At 37.3% G+C, this 22,595-nt stretch carries 23 protein-coding genes and 2 pseudogenes; 2 read left to right on the top strand and 23 right to left on the bottom strand.

The annotated features are described in order from the left end of the window. Positions 1 to 118 precede the first annotated feature (118 nt). From DWW10_RS23700 to DWW10_RS23595, 23 genes and pseudogenes are all read right to left on the bottom strand, one after another. A pseudogene (locus DWW10_RS23700) lies at positions 119 to 392 on the bottom strand (GDP-mannose 4,6-dehydratase); the annotation flags it as partial. 5 nt (positions 393 to 397) lie between these two features. After that, positions 398 to 1,528 (bottom strand): glycosyltransferase family 4 protein, encoded by a 1,131-nt coding sequence (locus DWW10_RS23695; protein WP_118422315.1) that lies wholly within the window; start codon positions 1,526 to 1,528, stop codon positions 398 to 400. Positions 1,529 to 1,590: 62 nt separating this feature from the next. Then, positions 1,591 to 2,598, bottom strand: a complete 1,008-nt coding sequence (locus DWW10_RS23690) for a glycosyltransferase family 2 protein (RefSeq protein WP_118422337.1) — start codon at positions 2,596 to 2,598, stop codon at positions 1,591 to 1,593. Positions 2,599 to 2,605: 7 nt separating this feature from the next. After that, the gene (locus DWW10_RS23685; RefSeq protein ID WP_118422316.1) at positions 2,606 to 3,481 is read right to left on the bottom strand and encodes an alpha-1,2-fucosyltransferase; all 876 of its coding nucleotides are present in this window, start codon (positions 3,479 to 3,481) and stop codon (positions 2,606 to 2,608) included. Beyond that, complete coding sequence (locus DWW10_RS23680; protein ID WP_118422317.1) at positions 3,478 to 3,744, bottom strand: acyltransferase; 267 nt, start codon at positions 3,742 to 3,744, stop codon at positions 3,478 to 3,480. Before DWW10_RS23680 ends, DWW10_RS23685 begins: the two co-directional genes overlap by 4 nt. A gap of 324 nt (positions 3,745 to 4,068) precedes the next feature. Further along, positions 4,069 to 4,929 (bottom strand): glycosyltransferase family 2 protein, encoded by an 861-nt coding sequence (locus DWW10_RS23675; RefSeq protein ID WP_118422318.1) that lies wholly within the window; start codon positions 4,927 to 4,929, stop codon positions 4,069 to 4,071. Further along, on the bottom strand, positions 4,916 to 6,124 hold the full coding sequence (locus DWW10_RS23670) for a hypothetical protein (RefSeq protein WP_118422319.1): 1,209 nt from the start codon (positions 6,122 to 6,124) through the stop codon (positions 4,916 to 4,918). The genes DWW10_RS23675 and DWW10_RS23670 overlap by 14 nt, the downstream gene beginning before the upstream one ends. Beyond that, entirely contained in the window at positions 6,105 to 7,151 is a 1,047-nt protein-coding gene (locus DWW10_RS23665) for a WaaS/CpsH family glycosyltransferase (RefSeq protein ID WP_118487384.1), read from the bottom strand. Before DWW10_RS23665 ends, DWW10_RS23670 begins: the two co-directional genes overlap by 20 nt. Then, the gene (locus DWW10_RS23660; protein WP_118422322.1) at positions 7,148 to 8,287 is read right to left on the bottom strand and encodes an NAD-dependent epimerase/dehydratase family protein; all 1,140 of its coding nucleotides are present in this window, start codon (positions 8,285 to 8,287) and stop codon (positions 7,148 to 7,150) included. The genes DWW10_RS23665 and DWW10_RS23660 overlap by 4 nt, the downstream gene beginning before the upstream one ends. Continuing rightward, entirely contained in the window at positions 8,284 to 9,138 is an 855-nt protein-coding gene (locus tag DWW10_RS23655) for an NAD-dependent epimerase/dehydratase family protein (protein WP_118422323.1), read from the bottom strand. The genes DWW10_RS23660 and DWW10_RS23655 overlap by 4 nt, the downstream gene beginning before the upstream one ends. 18 nt (positions 9,139 to 9,156) lie before the next feature. Next, positions 9,157 to 9,801: an acyltransferase gene (locus DWW10_RS23650; protein WP_118422324.1), complete on the bottom strand. Its 645-nt coding sequence runs from the start codon at positions 9,799 to 9,801 to the stop codon at positions 9,157 to 9,159. Continuing rightward, complete coding sequence (locus DWW10_RS23645; RefSeq protein ID WP_259320531.1) at positions 9,776 to 10,255, bottom strand: acyltransferase; 480 nt, start codon at positions 10,253 to 10,255, stop codon at positions 9,776 to 9,778. The genes DWW10_RS23650 and DWW10_RS23645 overlap by 26 nt, the downstream gene beginning before the upstream one ends. 116 nt (positions 10,256 to 10,371) lie before the next feature. Continuing rightward, positions 10,372 to 11,619 carry a hypothetical protein gene (locus tag DWW10_RS23640; protein WP_118422326.1) on the bottom strand — a complete coding sequence of 416 codons (1,248 nt, stop codon included), beginning with the start codon at positions 11,617 to 11,619 and terminating at the stop codon, positions 10,372 to 10,374. Positions 11,620 to 11,621: 2 nt separating this feature from the next. Further along, positions 11,622 to 12,935 carry a lipopolysaccharide biosynthesis protein gene (locus tag DWW10_RS23635; protein ID WP_118422327.1) on the bottom strand — a complete coding sequence of 438 codons (1,314 nt, stop codon included), beginning with the start codon at positions 12,933 to 12,935 and terminating at the stop codon, positions 11,622 to 11,624. Next, positions 12,936 to 13,592, bottom strand: a complete 657-nt coding sequence (locus DWW10_RS23630) for an HAD hydrolase-like protein (protein WP_118422328.1) — start codon at positions 13,590 to 13,592, stop codon at positions 12,936 to 12,938. Beyond that, a complete protein-coding gene (locus DWW10_RS23625; protein WP_259320530.1) occupies positions 13,579 to 15,183 on the bottom strand; it encodes an aldolase catalytic domain-containing protein in 1,605 nt (534 codons plus the stop codon). Before DWW10_RS23625 ends, DWW10_RS23630 begins: the two co-directional genes overlap by 14 nt. 5 nt (positions 15,184 to 15,188) lie before the next feature. Next, positions 15,189 to 15,917 carry a 3-deoxy-manno-octulosonate cytidylyltransferase gene (locus tag DWW10_RS23620; protein ID WP_118422329.1) on the bottom strand — a complete coding sequence of 243 codons (729 nt, stop codon included), beginning with the start codon at positions 15,915 to 15,917 and terminating at the stop codon, positions 15,189 to 15,191. A gap of 37 nt (positions 15,918 to 15,954) precedes the next feature. Continuing rightward, positions 15,955 to 16,494, bottom strand: coding sequence for a dTDP-4-dehydrorhamnose 3,5-epimerase (gene rfbC / locus DWW10_RS23615; protein ID WP_118422330.1), 540 nt, complete (start codon positions 16,492 to 16,494; stop codon positions 15,955 to 15,957). Between the two features lie 117 nt (positions 16,495 to 16,611). Then, positions 16,612 to 17,553 (bottom strand): GDP-L-fucose synthase family protein, encoded by a 942-nt coding sequence (locus DWW10_RS23610; RefSeq protein WP_118422331.1) that lies wholly within the window; start codon positions 17,551 to 17,553, stop codon positions 16,612 to 16,614. Between the two features lie 16 nt (positions 17,554 to 17,569). Then, positions 17,570 to 18,658 carry a GDP-mannose 4,6-dehydratase gene (gene gmd, locus DWW10_RS23605; RefSeq protein ID WP_118422332.1) on the bottom strand — a complete coding sequence of 363 codons (1,089 nt, stop codon included), beginning with the start codon at positions 18,656 to 18,658 and terminating at the stop codon, positions 17,570 to 17,572. 211 nt (positions 18,659 to 18,869) lie between these two features. Then, positions 18,870 to 19,087: pseudogene (locus tag DWW10_RS26725) on the bottom strand (hypothetical protein); the annotation flags it as partial. Between the two features lie 103 nt (positions 19,088 to 19,190). Then, the gene (locus tag DWW10_RS23600; protein ID WP_118422333.1) at positions 19,191 to 19,679 is read right to left on the bottom strand and encodes a UpxZ family transcription anti-terminator antagonist; all 489 of its coding nucleotides are present in this window, start codon (positions 19,677 to 19,679) and stop codon (positions 19,191 to 19,193) included. A 34-nt stretch (positions 19,680 to 19,713) separates the two neighbouring features. After that, positions 19,714 to 20,250 carry a UpxY family transcription antiterminator gene (locus tag DWW10_RS23595; protein ID WP_118422334.1) on the bottom strand — a complete coding sequence of 179 codons (537 nt, stop codon included), beginning with the start codon at positions 20,248 to 20,250 and terminating at the stop codon, positions 19,714 to 19,716. 814 nt (positions 20,251 to 21,064) lie between these two features. Here DWW10_RS23595 and DWW10_RS23590 point away from each other — a divergent pair. After that, positions 21,065 to 21,424, top strand: coding sequence for a hypothetical protein (locus DWW10_RS23590; protein ID WP_118487382.1), 360 nt, complete (start codon positions 21,065 to 21,067; stop codon positions 21,422 to 21,424). A gap of 115 nt (positions 21,425 to 21,539) precedes the next feature. Further along, the coding region (locus DWW10_RS23585) for a BT4734/BF3469 family protein (RefSeq protein ID WP_310592504.1) at positions 21,540 to 22,595 on the top strand (1,056 nt) is incomplete at its 3' end.

The following is a 22,595-nucleotide window of genomic DNA, read 5'->3' as shown; positions in this document are numbered from 1 at the left end:
TTTAGAAAGATCCTGTACATATGATAGGATATCATAAAGAGATTTTATAGCTAAATCAGACCAGACTACTTCCATCCCAGCCTATCAGCCAACAATCCATATACTTCACTATTAGGAATCATCCGATCTTTTTCACAAAGCTCATATCATATTCAACCATTATTCTCACTAATTCAGGAAAACTGGTTTTCGTTAGATTCCACCCCAGCAGAGTCTGTACTTTTGTCGGATCACCCAATAATTGTCCCACTTCACAAGAACGAAAATATCTAGGATTAACCTCGCCCAATACATTACCTGTTTTTAGACCAAAACCTTTCTCATTCCCCTTCACCTTCCCAGCGAAGTTTAATACCAACCTCATAAAATGCCAAAGTGGCAAGCTCGCGAACCCAACTTAGACATACAATTTCTCTATCTCTTTCCAAACTAACCGACTATCAAAGTTTTCTATCACCCACTTACGCCCTTCACAACCATCAATAACTTTATCCAAACGAATTTTATCAATTTTTTCCGCAATATCTTCTGCGGTGTTATTGACAAAAAACCCCGTTCTCCCATCAATAATAGAATCACAGCAACCAGTGACACGCGTCGTAATGACAGGCTTTTCCATCGCCTGAGCTTCCAATACCCCGGTAGGAAAACCTTCACGATAAGAGGCAAGCACATATATATCCATCATTGAATAAAAGTACTCCATACCACCATTAATGAAGCCTGTATAAATAATTCGAGAATCGTTCAGAATACGTTCTTGTATATCTTCAGGTAATGCATCACGCTCCTCAAACATACCTACAAGCAACAACTTACAATTATCAGCTTGTTGCAATTTATCGAACGCATGGACTAATTCTATAATACCTTTATCTTTGACCAAACGACCGGAATAGCCAATTACAAAGTCTTCTTCCCCAATGCCATACCTTGCTTTCAAATCTGTAAGCCTTGTCGGAACAATCTCAGCAGGATTAAAGTGATTCAACGTATCTATCCCATTGCAAGTACCCTTATGCCAAATCATTTGCTTCTTTGGGGGGCCCAAATGATCCTCAATACTTTTACGAAGAACAGAAGGGCTCACACACACCACTTTGGTAGAGCAGAAAGAAGCCAACCTATCCACGGACATCAACATGAAACGCTTCAACCCTTTACTGGTCTCATACACCAAGCCGTGACGCACATAAATCCTGACAGGCACCCGCATCAGCCAACCGGCTATCATAGCAAGTAAACCTCCTTTGGGGGTATGACCTACAACAATATCAATTTTTTGCTTCTTGATAAACTTGCAGATATTTCGGATAGAATCAAAATCCTGGCCAATGCTAATATTCCGATTAACAGGAGATTCCAGATACTCAAATCCCTGTTTTTGGGCATAATCTGACAAATATTCACTGGGACTACAGACCACATTCATATTGTAGCCTTTCTCCTTGAAATACTTAAACTGATCTCCAATGAAGTATGGAAGAACAAAATAAATGTTCACCACATGAAGGATATTCTTATTCACAATTCAATTTGCCGTATTTTATGTTTCATGCAACCAGTCGTTTTATATATACATATAGCAAATCAAAACTTACTAAATAAATATATAGGAAATAATAAATGCCTCCGCAGGCAAAAGGTCATAAGTGTGGCAGCTATTGATTCACCAAAAGCACATTTTTCCAAACACTCATTATAGGGTTCTTGCTGTATAAGCGTGATAATTTCTTTTCTGGTTTTCCAAAAGTGCTGTTGCTTGTAAAATTGAGATTTCACAACTGAGAAAAGTTCATGAACAGTCTTTCTGTACAATTGCTCATGAAAATCGAATTTATCCATGTCCAGTTGTTTCAACAAATGATAGTGTATGATTCGAGGACCATCCGTACACAGAGGTTTGCGATTATTTGTCATTGAATTCTGATTGATTCTATAGAAGTACTCACATGCATCTGATATATACAATGATTCTGCATGATAAATAGTAGGAATGGTACAAGCACCATCTTCACCCATATTAACAAAAGTGTCCACAAGCTGCTGCTGCTGGTAAATGGACTTTTTAAAAGCTTTTCCCCAAAGGGAAGGAGGAAAATATTTAGCCTGTTTTGTTTGAATCAATGAAGGAAAAATTTCTTTCTCCATTTGCTGCCGATTATACAATCCGGTCTTCCATCCACTAACTTGTTCCTCTGTCACCTCCTCTTTTACATTTTTGCGTCCACAAACAATAACGTCAACCTTATATTGACATATAATGTCTGCAAACAATCTCAAATATTCCGGGCCAATCCAATCATCACCATCCACACATACAACATATCTTCCTGTCGCAACCTCTACACCCGTTTGTCGGGCACTAACCAAACCTCCATTTACTTTATGAACAACTTTTATTCTATTGTCCTTGGCTGCATATTCATCACATATTTGGGGACAACTATCTTTAGAGCCATCATCTACAAGTATTGCTTCAAAATAAATGAACGATTGGGACAATATACTGTCTAAGCATTTAGGCAAATATGCCTCGACGCCATAAATGGGTACCACTATACTAAATAGCGGTAACTGCTTATATAATGAATTCATAAGATTATCAATTGTCCAGAACAATCCAATTATCAAAATATATTTCGGGATTGTCTTTATGATTAAACCATTTCTTTGGTGCAATAGTAATCCGTTCTGGGGTAGAGTTTAGCACTGTCCCCCACCAGCTAAATGTGCTATTTGAAATAATCTGATGTCGGCATAACGACATTAAGTAAATATACCAAAAAGGAGCCACATCTTTATTATCAATCACTCTCATTGGGACACTAAAATGCAGATTTAATTTCACCCATTCCGGATCATCCGAGAAAATCACAAGAGTTGGATTGTCGGTGCAAGACTGTAGCCGTTGAAGTCCTTTAGAGAAATACTCCTTAGTGCATGAAGCCATTAATGCCGCATTATTTTTGAGCAGATAGTCCCCTCTTCTCACATGCATTGAAATACAATTGTTATTTGTTATAAAAGAATAATCACTTCTTAATTCCTGAGGCAAATTTAATTGAGGACTTATTTTTAAATCTGGAAGATTCTCAAAACACCAAGTGAAAAACCTCTTATCCTGCCAATAGCCGTCCAAATAAATAAGACTATAACCGGAAGATTCAAATATTGATTCATCCAAATCGTCTGTCAACTCATTAATATATTTTACACCTGGTTTTAATCTAAAACAATATTGCAGGAGTTTCCTAATCATATAAGTATGTCGACTAAAGAAGAATCTATTTGTATGGTAGACGGGAATATGACTAATGATGGTATCAAGTTGATAATCTCTGAACGTGGGCAAAAGCCCAAATGACGACAAGTCATATCTTACATCAAGTTTATATTTTCCTCGTATATATTCACCAAACACATACTGGAATAATTGATTCCCTAAGCCGCCATATAACAATACAACAACTTCTTTCATTGTTTCATTTTACATTTCTTTATGAAATTAGCGGGATTACCACCCCATATTTCATCAGGTGGCACATCGCAGACAACAACACTGCCAACCACTATTATTGATCGTGTTCCTATCGTCACTCCTTTTGTGATAATGGTTCTGGTGCCGATAAAGGCATCATCCTCTATAATGATTGGATCTATGAATAATCTCCCCTGCGTGATAGAAGTCTTGATATTGAGTTCTTTCCTGTCTTCTTTTATACCAATCAAGACAGTGCGCATTGCTGTCAATAATCAATACATCACCACCCATAGTTACATGATTGCCAATAATAACACTTTTTCGGCAAGATATAGAAACATCACTCATTGACACAAAGTCACCTATTTTCAGCATAGCATCCTCGTATACCGTAAATAGGCTGTGACTATTCCTCCCTATTTCATTTTTGTAACCACCGCTCACAATAATGCAATTCGCACCTATTTGAACTTTCGAGGATGGATATAGGTTATAATGCTATAAGCCACAAAATCGTGGATGTTCTTTTATCACAACGCCTTTTGACCTTAATCTGATTATGGTTATGTAAGTGGTTAGCCCATTTACAATCTTTTTAACATCCCCCCAACCCTTTCATACTTATCTACATATTTTAACATATATCCAAGAATAATATTCTTAAATGCATATTTCCAAAATTCCCTCGTATTGATATTAGGGAGTCGCTCGTGCTTCAATACAGAATCAGTAACTTTTCCCGGATACATTTTATGATATGTTTCCATATCCCTCAATTGCCACTGAGGTATGCTCTTTTTACTCTTTGGAGCATGCACTAAATGTGCAGCAAAACATTCTTTTAAAGCTATTGTTTTCCAACCAGCTCTATTCAAACGCATAGTAAAATCCCCATCGGCACAGTAGAAACTATAATTTGTCTCATCCAGCCAATTTACATCCGCCATTGCCGGTCTATAATAGATACCATGATTAATGTGCACGTTGTTTTCTGCTAACATAATTACACGATAGTAATCATGCCGGGGATATTCTCTAAAGAAAAATGCACCTCCTCCTATTTTTTCACCATCTTCAATACGGCTTTTAATCTCATCATATCCTTTCTGAAGACATCCCGGAGCAAGAATCAAATCATCACTAACCATACAAATGTAATCTGAATGAGCATATTTGAAACCAATATTCATAAACTCTCCCCATGAGTGTGCCCTTTTCTTGACACCGTCTTCTGCAACAATGGAATAATTTGGCTGAACGATTGTAAAAACATCTGTCTGTTTTGCCAACCAGTCACAAGTTCCATCGGTGGAACCTCCGTCAACAACAATAATTTCCAATGTACCATCAAAACCATTATTTCTGATACTGTCAATGGTAGCTTTGATTAGTCCTTTACGATTTTTAGAACCCAGAACTATAGAAAGATCTTTAGACTTTTTCATTTGATATTCTTTCTAAATTTATATTCCATGAATTATAATATAATTGTCCCAAACAGTAGCCTGTAAATGGTACAGTATAAGAAGAAGATAAAAATGTTCCTTCTAAAAAGAGCAAAGAGAACATTACAATAGCCATGCTCATATAAACCTTAAGGTTAATAATATTATATCTTCTTGAAAGCCTATATACACGATAAAACATTAATAACAACCATAAAAGCAACACAATAGCCCCATATCCCAAAGTATAAAACAATTCAGACAATGGAAAATCTATAAACTTACCAACCTCATGATTTAGCGTATCTCTACTGACAAAACCATGAGGCAAAACATATTCATCAATATCAGTTATAAAATTGTAAAAATTATCCGCTCTACCCGAGTCTGCATCATTAGTATCTCCAGAAATAAACTGTTCCGTTTTATCAAAAACCCGATAATATAGAACAGGTACTTCTTCTTTCATATAACTCTCAATATCGCCAAAACAAACCGTTATCATAAAAATAAGGCAACCAACTATTGCCATTATTTTCTTTTTTTCTTTCCATTGGGTAAATAGAAAAAACAAAAATATAGATTCTAAAAAAATTAGTATTTGACGCCTCATACCTGACATTAAAGATAATATAAGGCACAAAAAAAGAACTATTAGGAATATTCTATACTGCTTCTTCAATGCAGGTATTAGTATAGCTAATGGTATACCCAACATATTTCCGCAAACCGCAACTGTTTCACTATCCCCATTCAAATACAAAGATATAGTGAGATAAGAACAAACAATCCATCCTACAATCGTTCCTATAGAGATATATGTTATGCTATCTAATGCAATCCCTTGGCTCTTATTAGAACATGACATACAAAAAAACATATATAAATATATTCTCAAAGTTCCCAATAGACTATTTAAAGGAAAGACACCCCATAAAACACTAAGAATCAACAAAAGAAACAAACACCATAAAAACAGAGTTAAAGCATAAATATTAATGGATAATAATAAAACTCGTTTTTTCAGCAAAAACAAAAATGGGATTAAAAACAATTCTGGAGCTGAAAAAGGAAAATGCAAAATATCCATAAGCAGATACGTACTAAATGGAGAAAATGCAAAAAATCCAAATAGTAGCAAGCAAATAATTTCTCTTTTACCAAGAGTACTTTTATCATTTTCCAACTTCACCATACAACAAGACATCCGTCCATTTTTCTAGTTCATAACTTTCCATTTTTTGAGAAAAAGTTGTATTCTCAGCTATTGGTTCATTTATAAACTCAGCATCTATCTTAGGGTCAATACGATCAATTATAGAAATATATTCAGGAGAGTATAACGGTGTCTTTGTTATATATTTATTTGTTGTAATAATCTTCTTTCCCAAACCCAAAGCCATCATCATACGGCTTGTCAAGCCTGATTGAAAAGGTTGTTCAATATCCAAAATAATTTCACTATCCCTCAATATTTCATTAAAAACGTCAATAGGCACACTTTCAAACATAACAAGTGTAGAACTATCTATATTCTTAACCAATCGATACTGGGTAATAAAGTTTCTTTTTACATTAAAAAGCTTATAAATTACATATCGTAAAAATGAAAATCTAGGCAAAGATGCGTCTACAACCAATTTTATATAGTAATTATTTGTTATTGGAAGCAATTTATTTACTATTCTATTTAGCACTTCAAATCTATCATTATGTAAAGATCCAACAAAAGATATTTTATACTTCAATCTATTATTACCCCAATTATCATCCTTAATCCAAAAAATTGGTAAGTATTTAATATTATATTTTTCTACGTCCAGAAAATCAAAGGAATATATTCTATTGAAGTATTTGTAATTTCTATAAAAAGTATATAGACAATTACTATCCCATGTAAATAAGACCGTCTCTATAGAAGGATTTATAGATTTCAAGTATAAAAACAAATAAGGACAAACCGAATAACCATTAACACAAATGAGTTTATCAAACTTAGTAGACAATTCTCTGTTACTTTTTATTTTTTTTCTCCAATATTTTACTTTTAAATAACGAACGAGAGCTTGTATAAACCTATAATAATGTGCCTTTACAAAATAGGAATCAAAAGGATATACTTTATCTTCAATATAAACAACCTCATGCCCTTTCCTTTCCATTTCTTTCACTATGTTATCTTCTAAACCATAACTAGAAGACAATAATGCCAAAATTCTCATTTATACAGCCCTTTCCTTTTCATTTCTTCAATGGAATCTTCATACTTGTCTTCCTGAACCTCTTGTTCATTCACCCACTTACAAAACTTACCAATGCCATCACTAAAGTTCCATTTCGGTTCAAACCCCAAAATGGTGCGGGCAGCAGTAATATCGGCATAATTATGTCTGATATCCCCAAGACGATAATTACCCGATATTGCAACCGGAACTTTTATACCATATTTTTCTATTAACGTATTGGCTACCGTCAGCACATCGATTGCTACACCGGTACCGACATTAAATACATGTCCGTTCGCCTCTTCTTTCTCAATGCCAAGGATAGTAGCATCCACTACATCGGCTATGTAAACAAAGTCACGCGTTTCCTTACCGTCTTCAAATATATTAATACCATTGCCATTCTTTATGCGAGTAGAAAATATGGAAAGTATGCCAGTATAAGGATTAGACAATGACTGACCGGGACCATACACATTCTGATAGCGATAAGATACCGGAGCAATGCCAATAGACGAACAGACAAGATGCACCAACTGCCCCTGTACTTGTTTCGTAATGCCATATACGGATGTAGGATGTACCAACGACTCCTCTGTTGTGCCTACCAATCTCAGGGGCTTCCTACAACCGGGATATTTCACTTCAAAATCTCCCTTGCGCATATCTTCATCCAAACGTTCAGCGGGATATACATATTCGTTCAGGTCATCACTATAATAACGTCCCTCTCCATAGATAGCACGACTTTCAGCCACTATCACTTTCTTGACTGAATGCTTTGTATTTGTTAGAATATCAAGCAACAATGCAGTACCACCGATATTGACATCTACATATTTCTGAATTTCATACATGGACTGTCCCGTACCGGTTTCGGCAGCAAGGTGCACCACGCACTCCACGCCGTCCAAAGCCTGCAACCAATCTTCTCTGGAAGTTACAGAACCCAATATAAAATTCACCCTATTCTTAACAGAATTATACAAAGGAGATGTCACATCAGGACATTCACCATGAATTTGCTTGGAGAGGTTATCCAATACCGTAACTTCATACCCTTTGGACAACAGTTTTAAAGAAAGGTTTGAACCAATAAAGCCGGCACCACCCGTCACCAAAATCCTTTTCATTCTATTCCCAATTTATCTTTCAAATTCATTATTCTTCGTATTTTTGTAGCATCGCCATAAACTATCGGTGAGTCATAAGGTCTGTCAGGAAATGCTCCATATTCCAATTTTATATCCAATCGATATTCCTTAATGAATTGTTCCACTCTGTCCGCAAAGGATATAGGAGTACCCGAACAACAGTTGATGATACCCGCTATTTGAGTTTGCGTAATTGTCGTCGCTATCTGGCTTGCCAATTCATCTACCATAATAAAGTCATATTTGGTTTTACCGGTAGTAAAGGGAAAAGTCCTTTTACTCTCACCGGCCGCTTGCAACAACTTGCTAAAGATAGAGTGGTTTTTCAAGTCATCGCCAAGGATGTAATATCCTCTAAGCCATTGCAGCATACACTTATTTGCTGTACAATACTGAATCATACTGCGACGCAAAGCATCTTTGGCAATGCCGTACTGAGAAACAGGATTGCAAGGCGTGGTCTCATCTATTCGGCCTTCCCAATAACCTACTTCGTGCATTGTACCCATCACGGCAAGCTGTCGCAAACCACCATCAATCAGCGAAGTCAAGAAACGGAAATGCGCAGACAAATCCAGCATGTGATTCTTGGAATTATGCATAAAGCCATCTCTCCACGCCATATGCAGACATACATCAGGACTCCCCAATTCCTCATACAAACAATCCGCCTCCGTATGTAAAAGATTCATTTTAACCTGCCGGGCACGGTTGTCTATTTCCAAGAAATTGACATCACAAGCTATCACTTGATGTCCCTCATCAAGCAAAGTCTTTACCACATGCCGGCCAATATAGCCATTGGCACCGGTAACAAGTATTTTTTTCATTATTATTTTATAGATTGATTAGTCTATGAAATTTCCTGCCGAATCAGTTCTCCGCCATTCCTTTGTTTCAAAACAGTAACGCTTGACTATACGGGCAGGTGAACCTACTACAACTGTATAGGATGGGTATCTTGAAGACAAGGTACTATTTGCACCAACAACACAATGATCTCCCAATGTGGTACCTGGAAGCAAAACAGAATTCATTCCTATCAGGCAGTTTTCGCCTATTGTCACAGGAATTGCTTCTATATCAGCTATACGAGGATTCAATTCAATATCTGTATATGGGTGGATAATGTCAAAAACACCACAATTAGCCGTGATAGAAGTGCCTTTTCCTATAATTATTGAGGAAGCACATGTACAATGAAAATTTTGATTAATGCAAACATTGCTTCCTATTACAATTGAAGGAGTATAATATTTATCATTATATTTACAAACAGCCTCTATTCTTGCATTCTTACCAATAGCACAAGCTTCTCCAATATCAATATACTTTTTGCCTGAAATTCTAATAACAGGACGCGATATCACTGTTCCCTTTCCAAAACGATGAAAAGAAAAGCTATCATAGTTTTGGAGAAATAAACTGCAAATTCTATTAAATACAATAATAGGATTTATTACATTTTTAAGTGCTCTTACAAGTCCATTCATTCCTATCGAAATCAAAGTATTTTATAACCTTAGCCGGTGCACCCACAGCCACTGAATAGTCCGGTATATCTTTCGTCACCACACTATTTGCACCGATTACACAATGCTTTCCTATTTTAGCCCCCAACACACATACATTTTCTCCCAACCAAGAGCCTTCGCCTATCACCACTTCTCCATGCTGAATAATAGGTTGATCCTTAATAGGGATAGATATGTCTTCATATCCATGAAGATTATCAGAGATATATACTCTATCGGCCGTCAATACATTTCTTTCAAGAATTATCTTCTTTGTTGCATAGATGTGATTAAAATGCCCGATGGTGACACCATCTTGAAGTTCAAGTAAACAGGTAGTTTCTCCTGTATGAGGAACAGCCGCCAACCATGTTTTATAGGCCACAAATACCCGACTTCCAATCCTTATATTTTCAGAACCGTCAATGCTCATAGGAGAGACGATTATGGATTCTGGACCAAACGACTGCATACTACAACGCCAAAAAAAAGCAGATATACGGTTCTCAAAGAACCGACAGACTCTCTTTGGTAGAGACAATACTTTCATCACTCTCCGCACAGCAGATTTTTATAGTTATCAATATTGACACCTATGGCATACTCCAGAGCACGGTTTACCTCCTCCTGATAAGTTTGTAAAGGCTGATTTTTAACCGTTTCCATTATTACACGGAACTCCTCATCAGTCCCGAATACATCCTTATAACCTGCCATTAAGTCGAAAGTGTCATCGCAAAAACGCAGACAGGGAAGTCCGCGCATCAAGGCCTCATAATAGGCCGTAGTATTGACAGCTATTGCAAAGTCAAAAAAGTTGTTATTCAAACAATCATTAATGGTCCTGTCCTTTGAAATAATAGTCATTCCATGTTGAGATGCAAAAGAGCTGTAAAAAGAAAAATCGCAAGACGGATGCAATTTCAGACAAAATTCATAATCGGAAGAATGATTCAACAGAATATTCAGCAACCCCATATTCGTATTCCGAAAACTATCTCTCGCCAACAGTAACATACACTTTTTATAAGGATTATCCTTTTTCATTGTATGCAATTCCACTTTTTTGGGATAGCCTGCCAGTCTCAATTTCCGAGGTGAAATTCCATAAGACACATCTTCGTCTATAGAAAACTGTCCCCAGCACAACAGATTATCCGTTTCAAAATTTTCATATTGAACAGAATCCAAAGGCGGATTTTTCTTAAAAATAAAATACACACCTTCCTGAAGTGAATAGGTAGGAATATTCCTCAGTTTAAAGAATTGCGTCAACAAATTCTCCAAGTCAAGCACACTACACTGGCAAAGATACTTCTGTACGCCAGTAAAATCCATATATTTGAGTTCTTCTATGATATTACAATAATGTATACACTCTATAATCAGTTTACATTTATCCCATAACGATAAAGAAGTATCATGTAAGTTGGAAAAAATAAACTTCGCAACCTTATAAATCACCACAGGATGAATGGACAACTTCCAGCCAAAAGTCAACGTTTTATTATAGGATGCTTTTCCATCCAGCTTATCCAGAACTGTATTATACAACTCCAGATGATCCTTACGTGCATAACGCCCAAAAGTAGAAAGTATCATATGCTTTTGAGGATCAAATTCCAGCCGCTTCACATCAATAGCCAGAAATGCAAGAACTATTCGCTTCCACGAAAAGGCATATTTCCCATTGGCTACAGCCCATAGAGATAGAGCCAACACTCTGTTCAAACAAATGCCGTCATATACAAAATTGAGTTTATTCTTCAACGATTTATATCTATCAAAATCATTCATAACTACACTGTTTTAAAATTAAACCATGGTAACCTATATACACGCATCGCATACCATGCAACAGCCACAAACGTTATAGCACTGATAATAGCCGCCGAAACAGCCGAGCCGATTGCACCCATTTTCAATATGAGCAAATAAGTCAATCCTACTTGAGCGATACTCAATGAAAAGGTTATCGTACCTAATCCCTTTGTTTTAAAAGTATAATGAGCAAAGCATACAAACATCAGATAGCATCCGTTAAAAAATTGAGCAAGCATTACCCAAGGAAGAAAATACAAAGAATCAAAATAAGAAGATGGATACATAACTTGTATCAGTAGCACTGACAACAAATAGCAACCTACAACAAAAATGAACGTGACAACCAAACTAATCCAAATAAACTTCACCAGCCTACCCTGTTCTTTCATCGTCCCAGCTTTATTCAAATCGAAGGCTGCCAATTTCTTATAAAGCGAAGGTGCATAAGCATTGTTAAACGAAACCAAGAACATTGTAACTATAGCTCCCCAAGTCAATGCAACTGAATAGTAACCATTATCTGCAAGGCTACACATATTCGTCAGATAGATTTTGTCCACCCCGCTTTTAAACCAGAAAGACAACGCATGAGGAATAATAGGAAGTGCAAAGAACAAGGTCTGTTTCAAATAAGCCTTATCTATATTCCATCCCAAATAACCACGCCTATAAAGGACAAAAAAGCTGATCAGTCCAAAAGCAACCGTTGTAAATATCATACTATAAATCCGTCCCTGCCATCCCAATAGAAAAACAATCACAAACATAACTGTGCTCAGTGCATTCAGAATGGACTGGGAAATCTGATAAATACCGAAAGACAAAGGCCTTTCCTCACATCGCCACAGGAGCATATTAACATTGGTAATTCCTGCAAACCATACCAAGACCAAGACTGATAATTGATAAGCAAAAGATATGTTCAATGCATCTTCTATGACTTTATACAAAGGAAGAGCGAAACATACACAAATGATATTGGCCAGCGTATTCAGCAATATCATATTAGAAACATATTTCTTTATCTCTTCTTTACCCAATTTGGCAAACATTACAGGAAGTGCACCTGCCGTACACAAATAGCCAAAGACAGAGACTATTTGAACCAGTACGTTGTAGTTGGTAACCACTCCATAATCGGCAGGCGTAAGATAATGTGTAATGAAAGGCAACAACAAGAATGGAATAGCCTTGTTGATGCCGTCACAAAACACATATACAAATGAATTGCGAATAACAGAAGATGATAATATTTTCCGAACAATTCGAAAACCTATATTTACTACCATCTAGATAAATTTACCTATATCTCTCATTTCATTTGCAATACCTATATATGGATACTCTATTTGAGGATTATTCCTTTTGTACCCGAATCCCCATGTAACAGCAATAAAAGATACTCCCGCTTTCATTGCACCTATAGCATCATGATTCGTATCACCTACTAAAGCCACAGATTTTTTATCGCATCCCAATTCATAAACACAGATTTCTACAATATCCGCTTTAGTCAATTTATTTTCATTATCGGCTCCATGAATTACATCACAAAATTGAGTAATGCCAAAATAATTCAAAATCTGTATAGCATAATCTTCACGTTTATAGGTTGCCACAGCCATCTTTATATCATGATGCTTCAAATAATCCAAGAAATCCATAACACCTTCATACACATATGCCCGGTACAGAGCTTCATGCTGATAATAATTTCTAAATATTTCAGCACCACTTTGAGCCTCTTCCATTGATAATCCAAAATGATTTCTCAAAGAGTCTTGTATAGGAGGACCTACGAATGAACATAGCTCGTCATCACCTATTTCAGGTAAGTTTAAAGTTTGCATTGTATATTTAACACTACAGATAATCCCATCCTGGGTATTAAGCAAAGTTCCATCCAAGTCAAACAATAAAGCTTGTATTTTATTATTCGATGACATATTTAGTCCTTGTTATAAAATCTATTTTAATTGATTTACTCAATTCCGAAAGAGCCTGTGACATCCACTCGTTAATATGTAAATCTTTCATTGATGAAAACTCATAATTTCTATCAAAATAGTCTGTCTCATTATTAACAAAGCCATCAAATCCAGCAAGCCATACATGATCAACTCCAATTCTATACATCACATTGAACAATAGTAATAAAGAATTATCTATGCATTCCTTTCTATGAGACAATAAAGATTCATAATTCAAAACATAATCAGGGACATAGTCTATAACATTCACATTCGAAGTCAATATCAACTTAGCCAATATTTTAGTATCGCCAATAATATCTACAAACTTACAATAACGTTTAGCATTGCTAATGAAAGTATAATCGATAGGATATCTATCATCATAAAAATTCACTGAGAAAACAATAGCATTTAACTGAGCAATTTTAGACTCAATCTTTTCTTTTTCCTCTTTCATAGAAATTCCAGGTCCTAAAATTACGATTTCAGTCTTTTCCTTGTTCTTCATATCATATTTCAACATTTCATAAGCAGTCGTATCATCAATGGTTATATTTTGATAATCGACATACGCTTGTTCTATCCAGACCTTATCATACAACAATTTTTTATCTTTGGGTATCCGAGATAAGATTTCATTAATAGAGCTTATAGACAAAGTACTTTTCTGCAAAAGATATTGAACATAAAAAGGATGACAGTTTTGCATAGCGGATATATAAAAGTCATATTTATATCCCCAATATCGTCTCTGATAAATCGGCATCAAGTCATTATCTACTATTTCCAATAATTGGCTCAAATTGTAATTTGCATTATAATAATCATTGAGATGCATAGCCAATAACTCAGTAGCACAATTTCCAGCGCTTTTCCCCATTCCATATACCGTAGAATCGGCAACTAATGTCCTTGTTGTGTCCTTCTCCAAGAACTTGATTGTATTACTAAATCCAAGCTGAAAATTATTATGCTCATGATAACCCATTACTATTTCCGGATCAAGATTATGATCTATAAGATAAAAATATCGAGCCATACTTTTATTATCCAATAATCCATAAGTATCAACAATTGAAAAAGCATAAGGCTTTATCTCATTAATTTTCTGAACATAGTCCAACATCTCTGAATCTGTATAAGAAGTTATGGATATTGCTTGTATAAACAGCTTATATCCTTTATCCTTTATAGCTTTACAAAACGGTAAGGCCTGTGCTATTTTTTCCTTTTTGAAAATTACACGAATGCCATCTATAAAAGTCGAATCACATGGACCTATACTCTCCAAAGAACATGTTCCATAATCAATCATAGCTACTGGCATCGCATTTCCTTTTTTAACAGAAGAAAATATTTTATTTATAGCTTCTGTATTAGGCATAATCGAGCGATTTATATCAAAATCTCTACGATCGTCCAAAAAACCTACTTCTATAAAATCCATACCCGCAGCTTCCAGACGTTTGTAAATGCCAGTGATTACACTATGGCCAAAATTCCAATCATTTACGTACCCACCGTCACGTAAAGTGCAATCTAGCACTTGAACATTTTTCTCCATGGTTATTATTTTCTATTCTTTATAATTTCTATAACTTTTTCCAAGTCTCTCCGAGTATCAACAGATAGAGATACAGAATCTACCATTTCATATTTTATATGAATCTTGTTCTCTAGGAATCTTTGTAATGTAACATCTTCTATTGACTCTAAAAATCCTTTGGGTGCTGAGACAAAAAAGTTCAAAGCCCTTTTGTTATAACATTCTACACCAACAACTTTCTTGTACCTAAATAAAACAGTTTTATAGGGAAAAGGAACCACGGCACGAGATAGAAGAATACATTCATTCTTATCATTTGTTACAACCTTAATATTAGCTGGATCTATGACTTCTGCGGGATCAGAAAAATATCGGCAAAGCCCTCCAACATAAATATTGTCAGCAACTTCGCTTTTTGGTAAAACAGTTCGTATCACATCCGGACTAATAAGAGGTTCATCACCGCATACGACAACATAATAATCTGCATCTATTTTATCACTAACTTCATGAATGCGATGCACATGAGTAGAATGATCAGAGCTTGTGATTACAGATTTAAGCCCGTATTGTTCACAAACTGTAACAATACGTTCATCATCCGTAGCTATAAAAACGTCTGAAAATTCCTGTATTTGAGTGACCTGATTGTAAACCCACCAAATCATAGGTTTCCCGCAGATATCAGCCAAAGGTTTTCCTGGAAACCGACTCGAACCATAACGTGCCGGGATAACTGCAACAATTTTCATTCTTTTTTCTGTTTTATTTAATTAAATATTAAAATCTTCATTCAACCTCTATTAACCTAGGATGCATCTTATCTTTTTCACTCAAAAGAATCTTATCTACTGGCATTCTCCAATCAATCCCCAAATCAGGGTCATCCCAAGCAATAGCTCCCTCACATTGTGGAGCATAAAAGTTATCACACTTATATTGAAATACGACTTCCTTACTCAACACACTGAAACCATGCGCAAAGCCTCTGGGGATAAAAAACTGACGATGATTTTCTTCCGTAAGCTCCACGGCAATATGTTGTCCAAAAGTTGGGGAACCTTTTCTTATATCTACAGCAACATCAAGAACTGAACCTTTTACTACACGCACCAACTTATTTTGAGCAAAAGGTGGCTTTTGATAATGCAAACCACGGATTACACCATAACAAGACTTACTTTCATTATCTTGTACAAAAGTCGTATTACATACTTTTTTCTTAAACTCATTCTGATTGAAAGACTCAAAAAAGTAGCCGCGCCCATCTTTAAAAAGATACGGTTCAATTATTACAACCCCTTCAATGGCTGTTTTTATGACTTCCATATTAATTTAAAAAAGATATTTAATCCGCTATTTTTTTAACAAACTGTTCCCTATTTTGCATCATACCTATTCTGAACATAAGCTGTATATAGAGAAAGCCTCTGTTAAACCATTCTTTTATCTTTCCGCCCTCATCGGATTCTCTATGAAATCTTTATATGCTAAACGAACACCATCTTCAAGTTCTGTTTTATATTTCCAACCAAGTTTAGTCGCTTTGCTGACATCAAGCAGTTTACGAGGAGTACCGTTGGGACGAGTCACATCCCATTTTACACTCCCTTCATATCCGACTACTTTAGCGACCAATTCCGTAAGTGACTTAATTGTCAATTCTTTACCCGTCCCTGCATTGACCGTTTCATTACCACTATAATTATTCATCAAAAACACACAAAGATTGGCAAGATCATCAACGTACAAGAATTCTCTTAATGGACTCCCATCGCCCCAACAAGTCACTTCTTTCAATCGTAGCTCTTTAGCTTCATGAAAACGCCGGATGAGAGCCGGAAGTACATGGCTGTGTTCTGGGTGATAGTTATCATTTGGACCATAAAGATTAGTTGGCATCACACTAATATAATCTGTGCCATACTGACGATTCAAGAACTCGCAATATTTCAGTCCACTGATTTTTGCAAGAGCATATGCCTCATTGGTCTTTTCAAGTTCACTTGTAAGCAGGCAACTCTCCGCCATGGGTTGTGAAGCCATACGAGGATAAATACATGATGAACCAAGAAATTCCAGTTTCTTACATCCATTCTGCCACGCAGCATGTATTACATTCATCTCAAGTATCATGTTATCGTACATGAAATCGGCAAGTGCATTCTGATTGGCTATAATTCCTCCTACTTTCGCCGCAGCGAGAAATACATATTCGGGCTTTTCCTGTTTAAAGAAATCCTCCACTTGATCTTGTCGACACAAATCAAGTTCCTTATGTGTACGGGTTATAATATTAGTGTAACCTTGACGTTGGAGTTCCCTCACAATGGCACTTCCAACCATTCCACGATGTCCGGCTACATATATTTTTGACACTTTCTCCATTACAATATCCTATCAGTTACTTTACCAGACCTTTTTCCAAATATTCAGCAAGATTGGTACGCATGACAGAAGCCACGTGATCGGCAGCAACTTTCTGCATATCATGCTTTACCATTATTTCAACAAGCCGTTCAAAAGAAGTGGTTTGAGGATTCCAACCGAGTTCGTTTTTGGCTTTAGTGGGATCCCCCCAAAGATTTACCACATCAGTGGGACGATAAAAGTCTTCTGAAACAGTAACCAGTACTTTACCTGTTTTGATGTCAATACCTTTTTCATCGATTCCTTCTCCTTCCCACCGAAGTTCAATACCTGCATAACGGAAAGCAAGGGTAGCAAACTCACGGACTGTATGTTGTACCCCTGTTGCTATAACAAAATCTTCGGGCTTATCATGCTGAAGGATAAGCCACATGCACTCTACATAATCCTTGGCATATCCCCAATCACGGAGAGAATCCAAATTGCCAAGATACAGGCAATCTTGTTTGCCTTGGGCAATGCGTGCGGCAGCAAGAGTAATTTTACGAGTTACAAAGGTTTCGCCACGGCGTTCTGATTCATGATTGAAAAGAATGCCCGAACAGCAAAACATGTTGTAAGCCTCACGATATTCCTTAATAATCCAGAATCCATAAAGTTTAGCTACGGCATAAGGTGAATATGGGTGAAAGGGCGTCTTTTCATTTTGAGGCACTTCTTCCACTTTACCGTACAGTTCGGAAGTAGAGGCTTGGTAGATGCGACAAGTCTTTTCAAGTCCACACTGGCGTACCGCCTCAAGTACCCGCAACACCCCCACAGCATCTACATCAGCTGTAAATTCGGGTGAATCGAAACTCACCTGCACATGACTCTGTGCTGCAAGATTATATATCTCATCAGGACTAACCTTATTTACCGCCTGTACCATCGACATGGAATCACCCAAATCGGCATAATGCAGATGAAAATTTGAAACTCCCTCAAGATGGGCAATTCGCTCACGATAATCTACTGAGGAACGACGAATAATGCCATGTACTTCATAACTTTTCTCAAGAAGAAATTCTGCTAAATACGAGCCATCTTGTCCCGTAATTCCTGTAATCAATGCTCTTTTCATACATAAAGTTAATCACCAATTTTGACATGTTACCTATAGGAAAACCGTCTTTGGACGGCTTCCCTATAGGTAACATGTCAAAAATTGGACTGTTTTTTAGTATTTGTTATTACTTACTCCGATAGTCAGTGGCAATAAGTTCTCATAATCCCTACAGCCTTTAACAATCTCATCAAAAAAATTCTATCTAAATTCCTGCCGGAACGGCCTCTTACCCACAATAACTTGTAATTATTTTCCACCAGAACCATTCTATATTCTTCGTCTCTTTACTGAGATTCACACCTATCTTCATCAAACGTCTGCCATCCAGCTTAAACTCAAATACAAAGAGATGTCTTTGATCTTCACCAACGCATTGGCACGACCGCTGGAACTGCATATCTCAGTATCTACAAACTGCCCCAGCAAGGTGACGACGATATAAAATTCCATTTCTACCATCTTTTTTAGAGATATGCAAGTATACTAATTTTCACCACAAAGAAGGCAGAGTTCCACAGAGTTTTTTAAATGATGAAGATGGATACGTTTAGTCTTCCACTTCTTCCCAAGGATAGGGGTTATCCACCACATTTTGAAACTCTTCGATGGCTTCCTGCTGTTCGGAAGTAAGCGATGCGGAATCCCAAGCAGCGATGATAGCACGCCCCTCGTTTGTCAAAGACTCGTCGAACACTTCGCCATAGCAGACGGTAAGTAGACGAAGTTTCAGCAACGAAGCAGGAAGAGCATCAAGAATATCCCAACAACGATCCAAGATTTCCTGGATATGCTTCTGCTTCTCACCGTGGTCTATGAACGAGGCACTGTAGCCCATCAATAGTGCAAGGCAGACATTAGCCTGTTCTTCGGTAGTACTACCTTTGACATCTGAGTTATACAAAGCTGTGGTCAAGCGATAAACTTCACCGTTACGACGGGACAAGTCATCGCTATAGATGGGGCTCCCGTCCATACCCAAATACATCAGGTCGTGCGCAGCACGCTGAAGAGTGATTGCTTCTTCGGAAAGAGACATGATTAATTAAAAATTAAGAATTAAAAATTAAAGATTAACCGATTACTTCTATAAGGTCAGGATGGATGGTAGCCATAGCAACGGCGATGACACCTTGTATAGCTATGACCACACGACGGTCACGAGCACCTTTCACTTTCAGGAAAATTCCCTCCTGCCCCTCGAAGTCACCACCGGTAATACGGACTTTCGTACCTTTCGACAAATTCAGTTCATCAGGTTGGAAGTACATAAGATGATCGTTGTAAGTTCCGGCAACAGCTATGAAACGTTGCATCTCATTGTCGGGGATGATTATCTTCTGACCGCTACGGGTATCGGTGATATATTGCAAGTAAGTGACTTTTGATTTGACACGCTTCACATCAGCCGGACAGGCATGAACAAAAAGCAGATTGTGAACGACGGGAACCAGAACACGGACTTTCTTCCCTTTCTTCATGCTGATCTTGTATTGCATAGGGATGAAACAGCCTAACTTTTCCTTTTCAAGCAGACGCATAGCATCAGGCTCCCTGCGATAGGTGGCACGCATAGCATACCATACTTCGGTCTCTTTTTCCGTTTCCATTCGGTGGCTTTCTTCAGAAAAGGGTGTTCTTTCGGGGCTTTAAAGTCCTTGCATACGCTTGAACTTCAATCACTTGCGAACGCTTTATGTAGAATACGGCAAGCCTTGCGCCCCTCTTGCCTATGGATTTTACGTAGCTGTGCATTACCTTAAGTTTCTTACAGGTAAAAAGCTATAAACGAACATCTTAAAGAGAAATATTGTCTTTTAATCGTTCGTTTTAAAGATGGCATTTTAGGTTGTATCCTACCTAAGATTCTTTCAGCAAAAAGACAAGTGTAAAAACACAATTTTATTTCAGGGATAACTAATTATAGATTAGTAATATATGACACAAGAAAAAGACCTAATCAATTTTATTTATCAGAATATTTTGTTGTTTCATTTCAAGACATTATCTTTGTGAACATTAAACGAACGATTAAAAAACACCCTCTAATTACTACAATCATTATTGACAGTAATCAGTTTCCTTCTGTTCTTATCCTCTATTTCATCATCATCGCAGCTTATTCTGACAGCTTCTCAATGTTGCATTTCTTTTTTAATAATGTACGCACGCACACATACGCACAGGCGCGTATTTCCCTACTTTTTCTTTAAACCTTGTTACACACACTTTATATCAATAGGTAGGTGGGGCTACCACCTATTACATCATTTTGTGTGTCACACACAGAACAGAAAAGTTTCATTTTTCTATACCAGTATGACCGATTTTACGAGAATAACCGTTAATTTTGCTTTCAAATGCAAATTTAAAATAAATTACTAACATCTAAAATTGTAGTTTTATGACTAAAAAAACACAATCTTGAGCATTGAGCTCATAAGTAAAGATGCCTGTGGCATCGAGATCGAAAGAAAAGGAAACAGGATCGACATCCTGTTGGTTGAAAATGAACCGGTTGACCAGCAGGTCGTAGTCAGGGCGGAAGAAAGAATAGAGTTCCTCACTCCCTGGATAAACATGCTTATCCATCATAAAAAAGAAGCGGGAATCAAAGGGACAAAGCATCTGGCAAGGAAGCTGTATCGCATGGCAAGGTTCGAGAAAGGAAAGCATGAGGAAGGATTTCTGACAATGGAAAGCATTAATACCGAAATCATTAGCTTAAGGAAAAAAATCAGGGAAGAGAAACAGGGAATGGAAAAGAAGAAGAAAAAGAAGTAGGAATTCAAAATTGTGCAAAAACGCCTTTTCGGTTGAAAAAGACGTTTTTGCCATTCCGGATATTATACCCTACTTCGCACCGCCAACAAGGCAGACTAAAACAACTAACAAAGAAATGGAAAATATTCCGGTTACCGCATACAGCGGATTCAGCAACGTTCGGGGAGAGATAACCCTGAGAAAAGTAATTGAAAACATCACAAAGGGAGTACACGCTAAACTTGTATTCAAGATAAGGCTGCTCGTCAGCCAGGGAAAGACGGAAGAGGCAAACAATGTGAAGAAGCAATTGCCATTCTACACCGTCACGGCAGGATACAGCGAAAAAAGACAAGCTTACAGTATCACAAGATACACGCACGTTATCCTGTTGGATATTGACGACCAGCCCGAAGAGAAGCTGGAAAACTTAAGGGAGAAAATCAACAAGGATCCTAACACGTTGGGCAGCTTCCTCACTCCAAAGGCACATGGATTCAAAATATTCGTGTTCCTGCAGACGGAATATGCCACCACTCTCAGGGAGACATTCTCTAACGGAGAAAAGGATTTCTCAGCGTTGGAAAAATATCACAGGATGATGTATGATGCCTGCAAGGAATACTATGAGAAGCTGCTGGGTGTGGAAGTGGACGGAAGCGGAAAGGATATATCAAGGGGATTCTTCACTTCTTTCGATGAAAAGGCGTACCTGAATGAAGAACTTATGAAAGAGGTCGATGAGATGCTGACCGGTATTATGCCACCTGAAAGACCGCAGACGGGGAGAAAGATGAGCGGGAAGGCGATGAGTGAGAGTGATAAGGTGGTAAGTGATAAGGCGGAAGCCGAGCCGTGGGAAAGGATGGAATTCAACAAGGCGGTGCTCGCAGTAAAGAGGATTGCTAAATTCGAACCGGGAAGCAGGGACAGCTTCATATTCGCTCTGGGAAACAAGTGTTATGCAAAGGCATTGGAAGAAGGCGTGGCAATACGGTTGGCTCAGGAAAATTTCGGCGGTGAAGGGTTCGATGTGGCTGTGCCCATACACAACGCGTACGTCTATACCGACAAGACGGAGGAAGCAGCCAGCCACAAGGAAGAGAAGCCGGATATCATCAACCAAGTACTCAACTTCCTGAAGACACATTATGATATCCGAAGGAATGTAATACTGGACAGGCTGGAATAC

Origin of the sequence: Bacteroides intestinalis (genome assembly GCF_003464595.1) — a bacterium.
Taxonomy (GTDB): Bacteria; Bacteroidota; Bacteroidia; order Bacteroidales; family Bacteroidaceae; genus Bacteroides; species Bacteroides intestinalis_A.
Note: the sequence above shows the minus strand (reverse complement) of the source record. Positions and strands in the feature narration are given on the sequence as shown.

Bases quoted from the DNA above. Each gene is read 5' to 3' on its own strand.
- DWW10_RS23675 (WP_118422318.1), bottom strand. From the start codon at position 4,929: ATGAAAAAGTCTAAAGATCTTTCTATAGTTCTGGGTTCTAAAAATCGT.
- DWW10_RS23625 (WP_259320530.1), bottom strand. From the start codon at position 15,183: ATGGAGAAAAATGTTCAAGTGCTAGATTGCACTTTACGTGACGGTGGG.
- DWW10_RS23595 (WP_118422334.1), bottom strand. From the start codon at position 20,250: ATGGAAACGGAAAAAGAGACCGAAGTATGGTATGCTATGCGTGCCACC.
- DWW10_RS23660 (WP_118422322.1), bottom strand. From the start codon at position 8,287: ATGAAAAGGATTTTGGTGACGGGTGGTGCCGGCTTTATTGGTTCAAAC.
- DWW10_RS23645 (WP_259320531.1), bottom strand. From the start codon at position 10,255: ATGAGCATTGACGGTTCTGAAAATATAAGGATTGGAAGTCGGGTATTT.
- DWW10_RS23650 (WP_118422324.1), bottom strand. From the start codon at position 9,801: ATGAATGGACTTGTAAGAGCACTTAAAAATGTAATAAATCCTATTATT.
- DWW10_RS23670 (WP_118422319.1), bottom strand. From the start codon at position 6,124: ATGGTGAAGTTGGAAAATGATAAAAGTACTCTTGGTAAAAGAGAAATT.
- DWW10_RS23655 (WP_118422323.1), bottom strand. From the start codon at position 9,138: ATGAAAAAAATACTTGTTACCGGTGCCAATGGCTATATTGGCCGGCAT.
- DWW10_RS23665 (WP_118487384.1), bottom strand. From the start codon at position 7,151: ATGAGAATTTTGGCATTATTGTCTTCTAGTTATGGTTTAGAAGATAAC.
- DWW10_RS23610 (WP_118422331.1), bottom strand. From the start codon at position 17,553: ATGGAGAAAGTGTCAAAAATATATGTAGCCGGACATCGTGGAATGGTT.
- DWW10_RS23600 (WP_118422333.1), bottom strand. From the start codon at position 19,679: ATGTCTCTTTCCGAAGAAGCAATCACTCTTCAGCGTGCTGCGCACGAC.
- DWW10_RS23620 (WP_118422329.1), bottom strand. From the start codon at position 15,917: ATGAAAATTGTTGCAGTTATCCCGGCACGTTATGGTTCGAGTCGGTTT.
- DWW10_RS23640 (WP_118422326.1), bottom strand. From the start codon at position 11,619: ATGAATGATTTTGATAGATATAAATCGTTGAAGAATAAACTCAATTTT.
- DWW10_RS23635 (WP_118422327.1), bottom strand. From the start codon at position 12,935: ATGGTAGTAAATATAGGTTTTCGAATTGTTCGGAAAATATTATCATCT.
- DWW10_RS23685 (WP_118422316.1), bottom strand. From the start codon at position 3,481: ATGAAAGAAGTTGTTGTATTGTTATATGGCGGCTTAGGGAATCAATTA.
- DWW10_RS23690 (WP_118422337.1), bottom strand. From the start codon at position 2,598: ATGAATTCATTATATAAGCAGTTACCGCTATTTAGTATAGTGGTACCC.
- rfbC (WP_118422330.1), bottom strand. From the start codon at position 16,494: ATGGAAGTCATAAAAACAGCCATTGAAGGGGTTGTAATAATTGAACCG.
- DWW10_RS23680 (WP_118422317.1), bottom strand. From the start codon at position 3,744: ATGCGCACTGTCTTGATTGGTATAAAAGAAGACAGGAAAGAACTCAAT.
- gmd (WP_118422332.1), bottom strand. From the start codon at position 18,658: ATGAAAAGAGCATTGATTACAGGAATTACGGGACAAGATGGCTCGTAT.
- DWW10_RS23630 (WP_118422328.1), bottom strand. From the start codon at position 13,592: ATGTCATCGAATAATAAAATACAAGCTTTATTGTTTGACTTGGATGGA.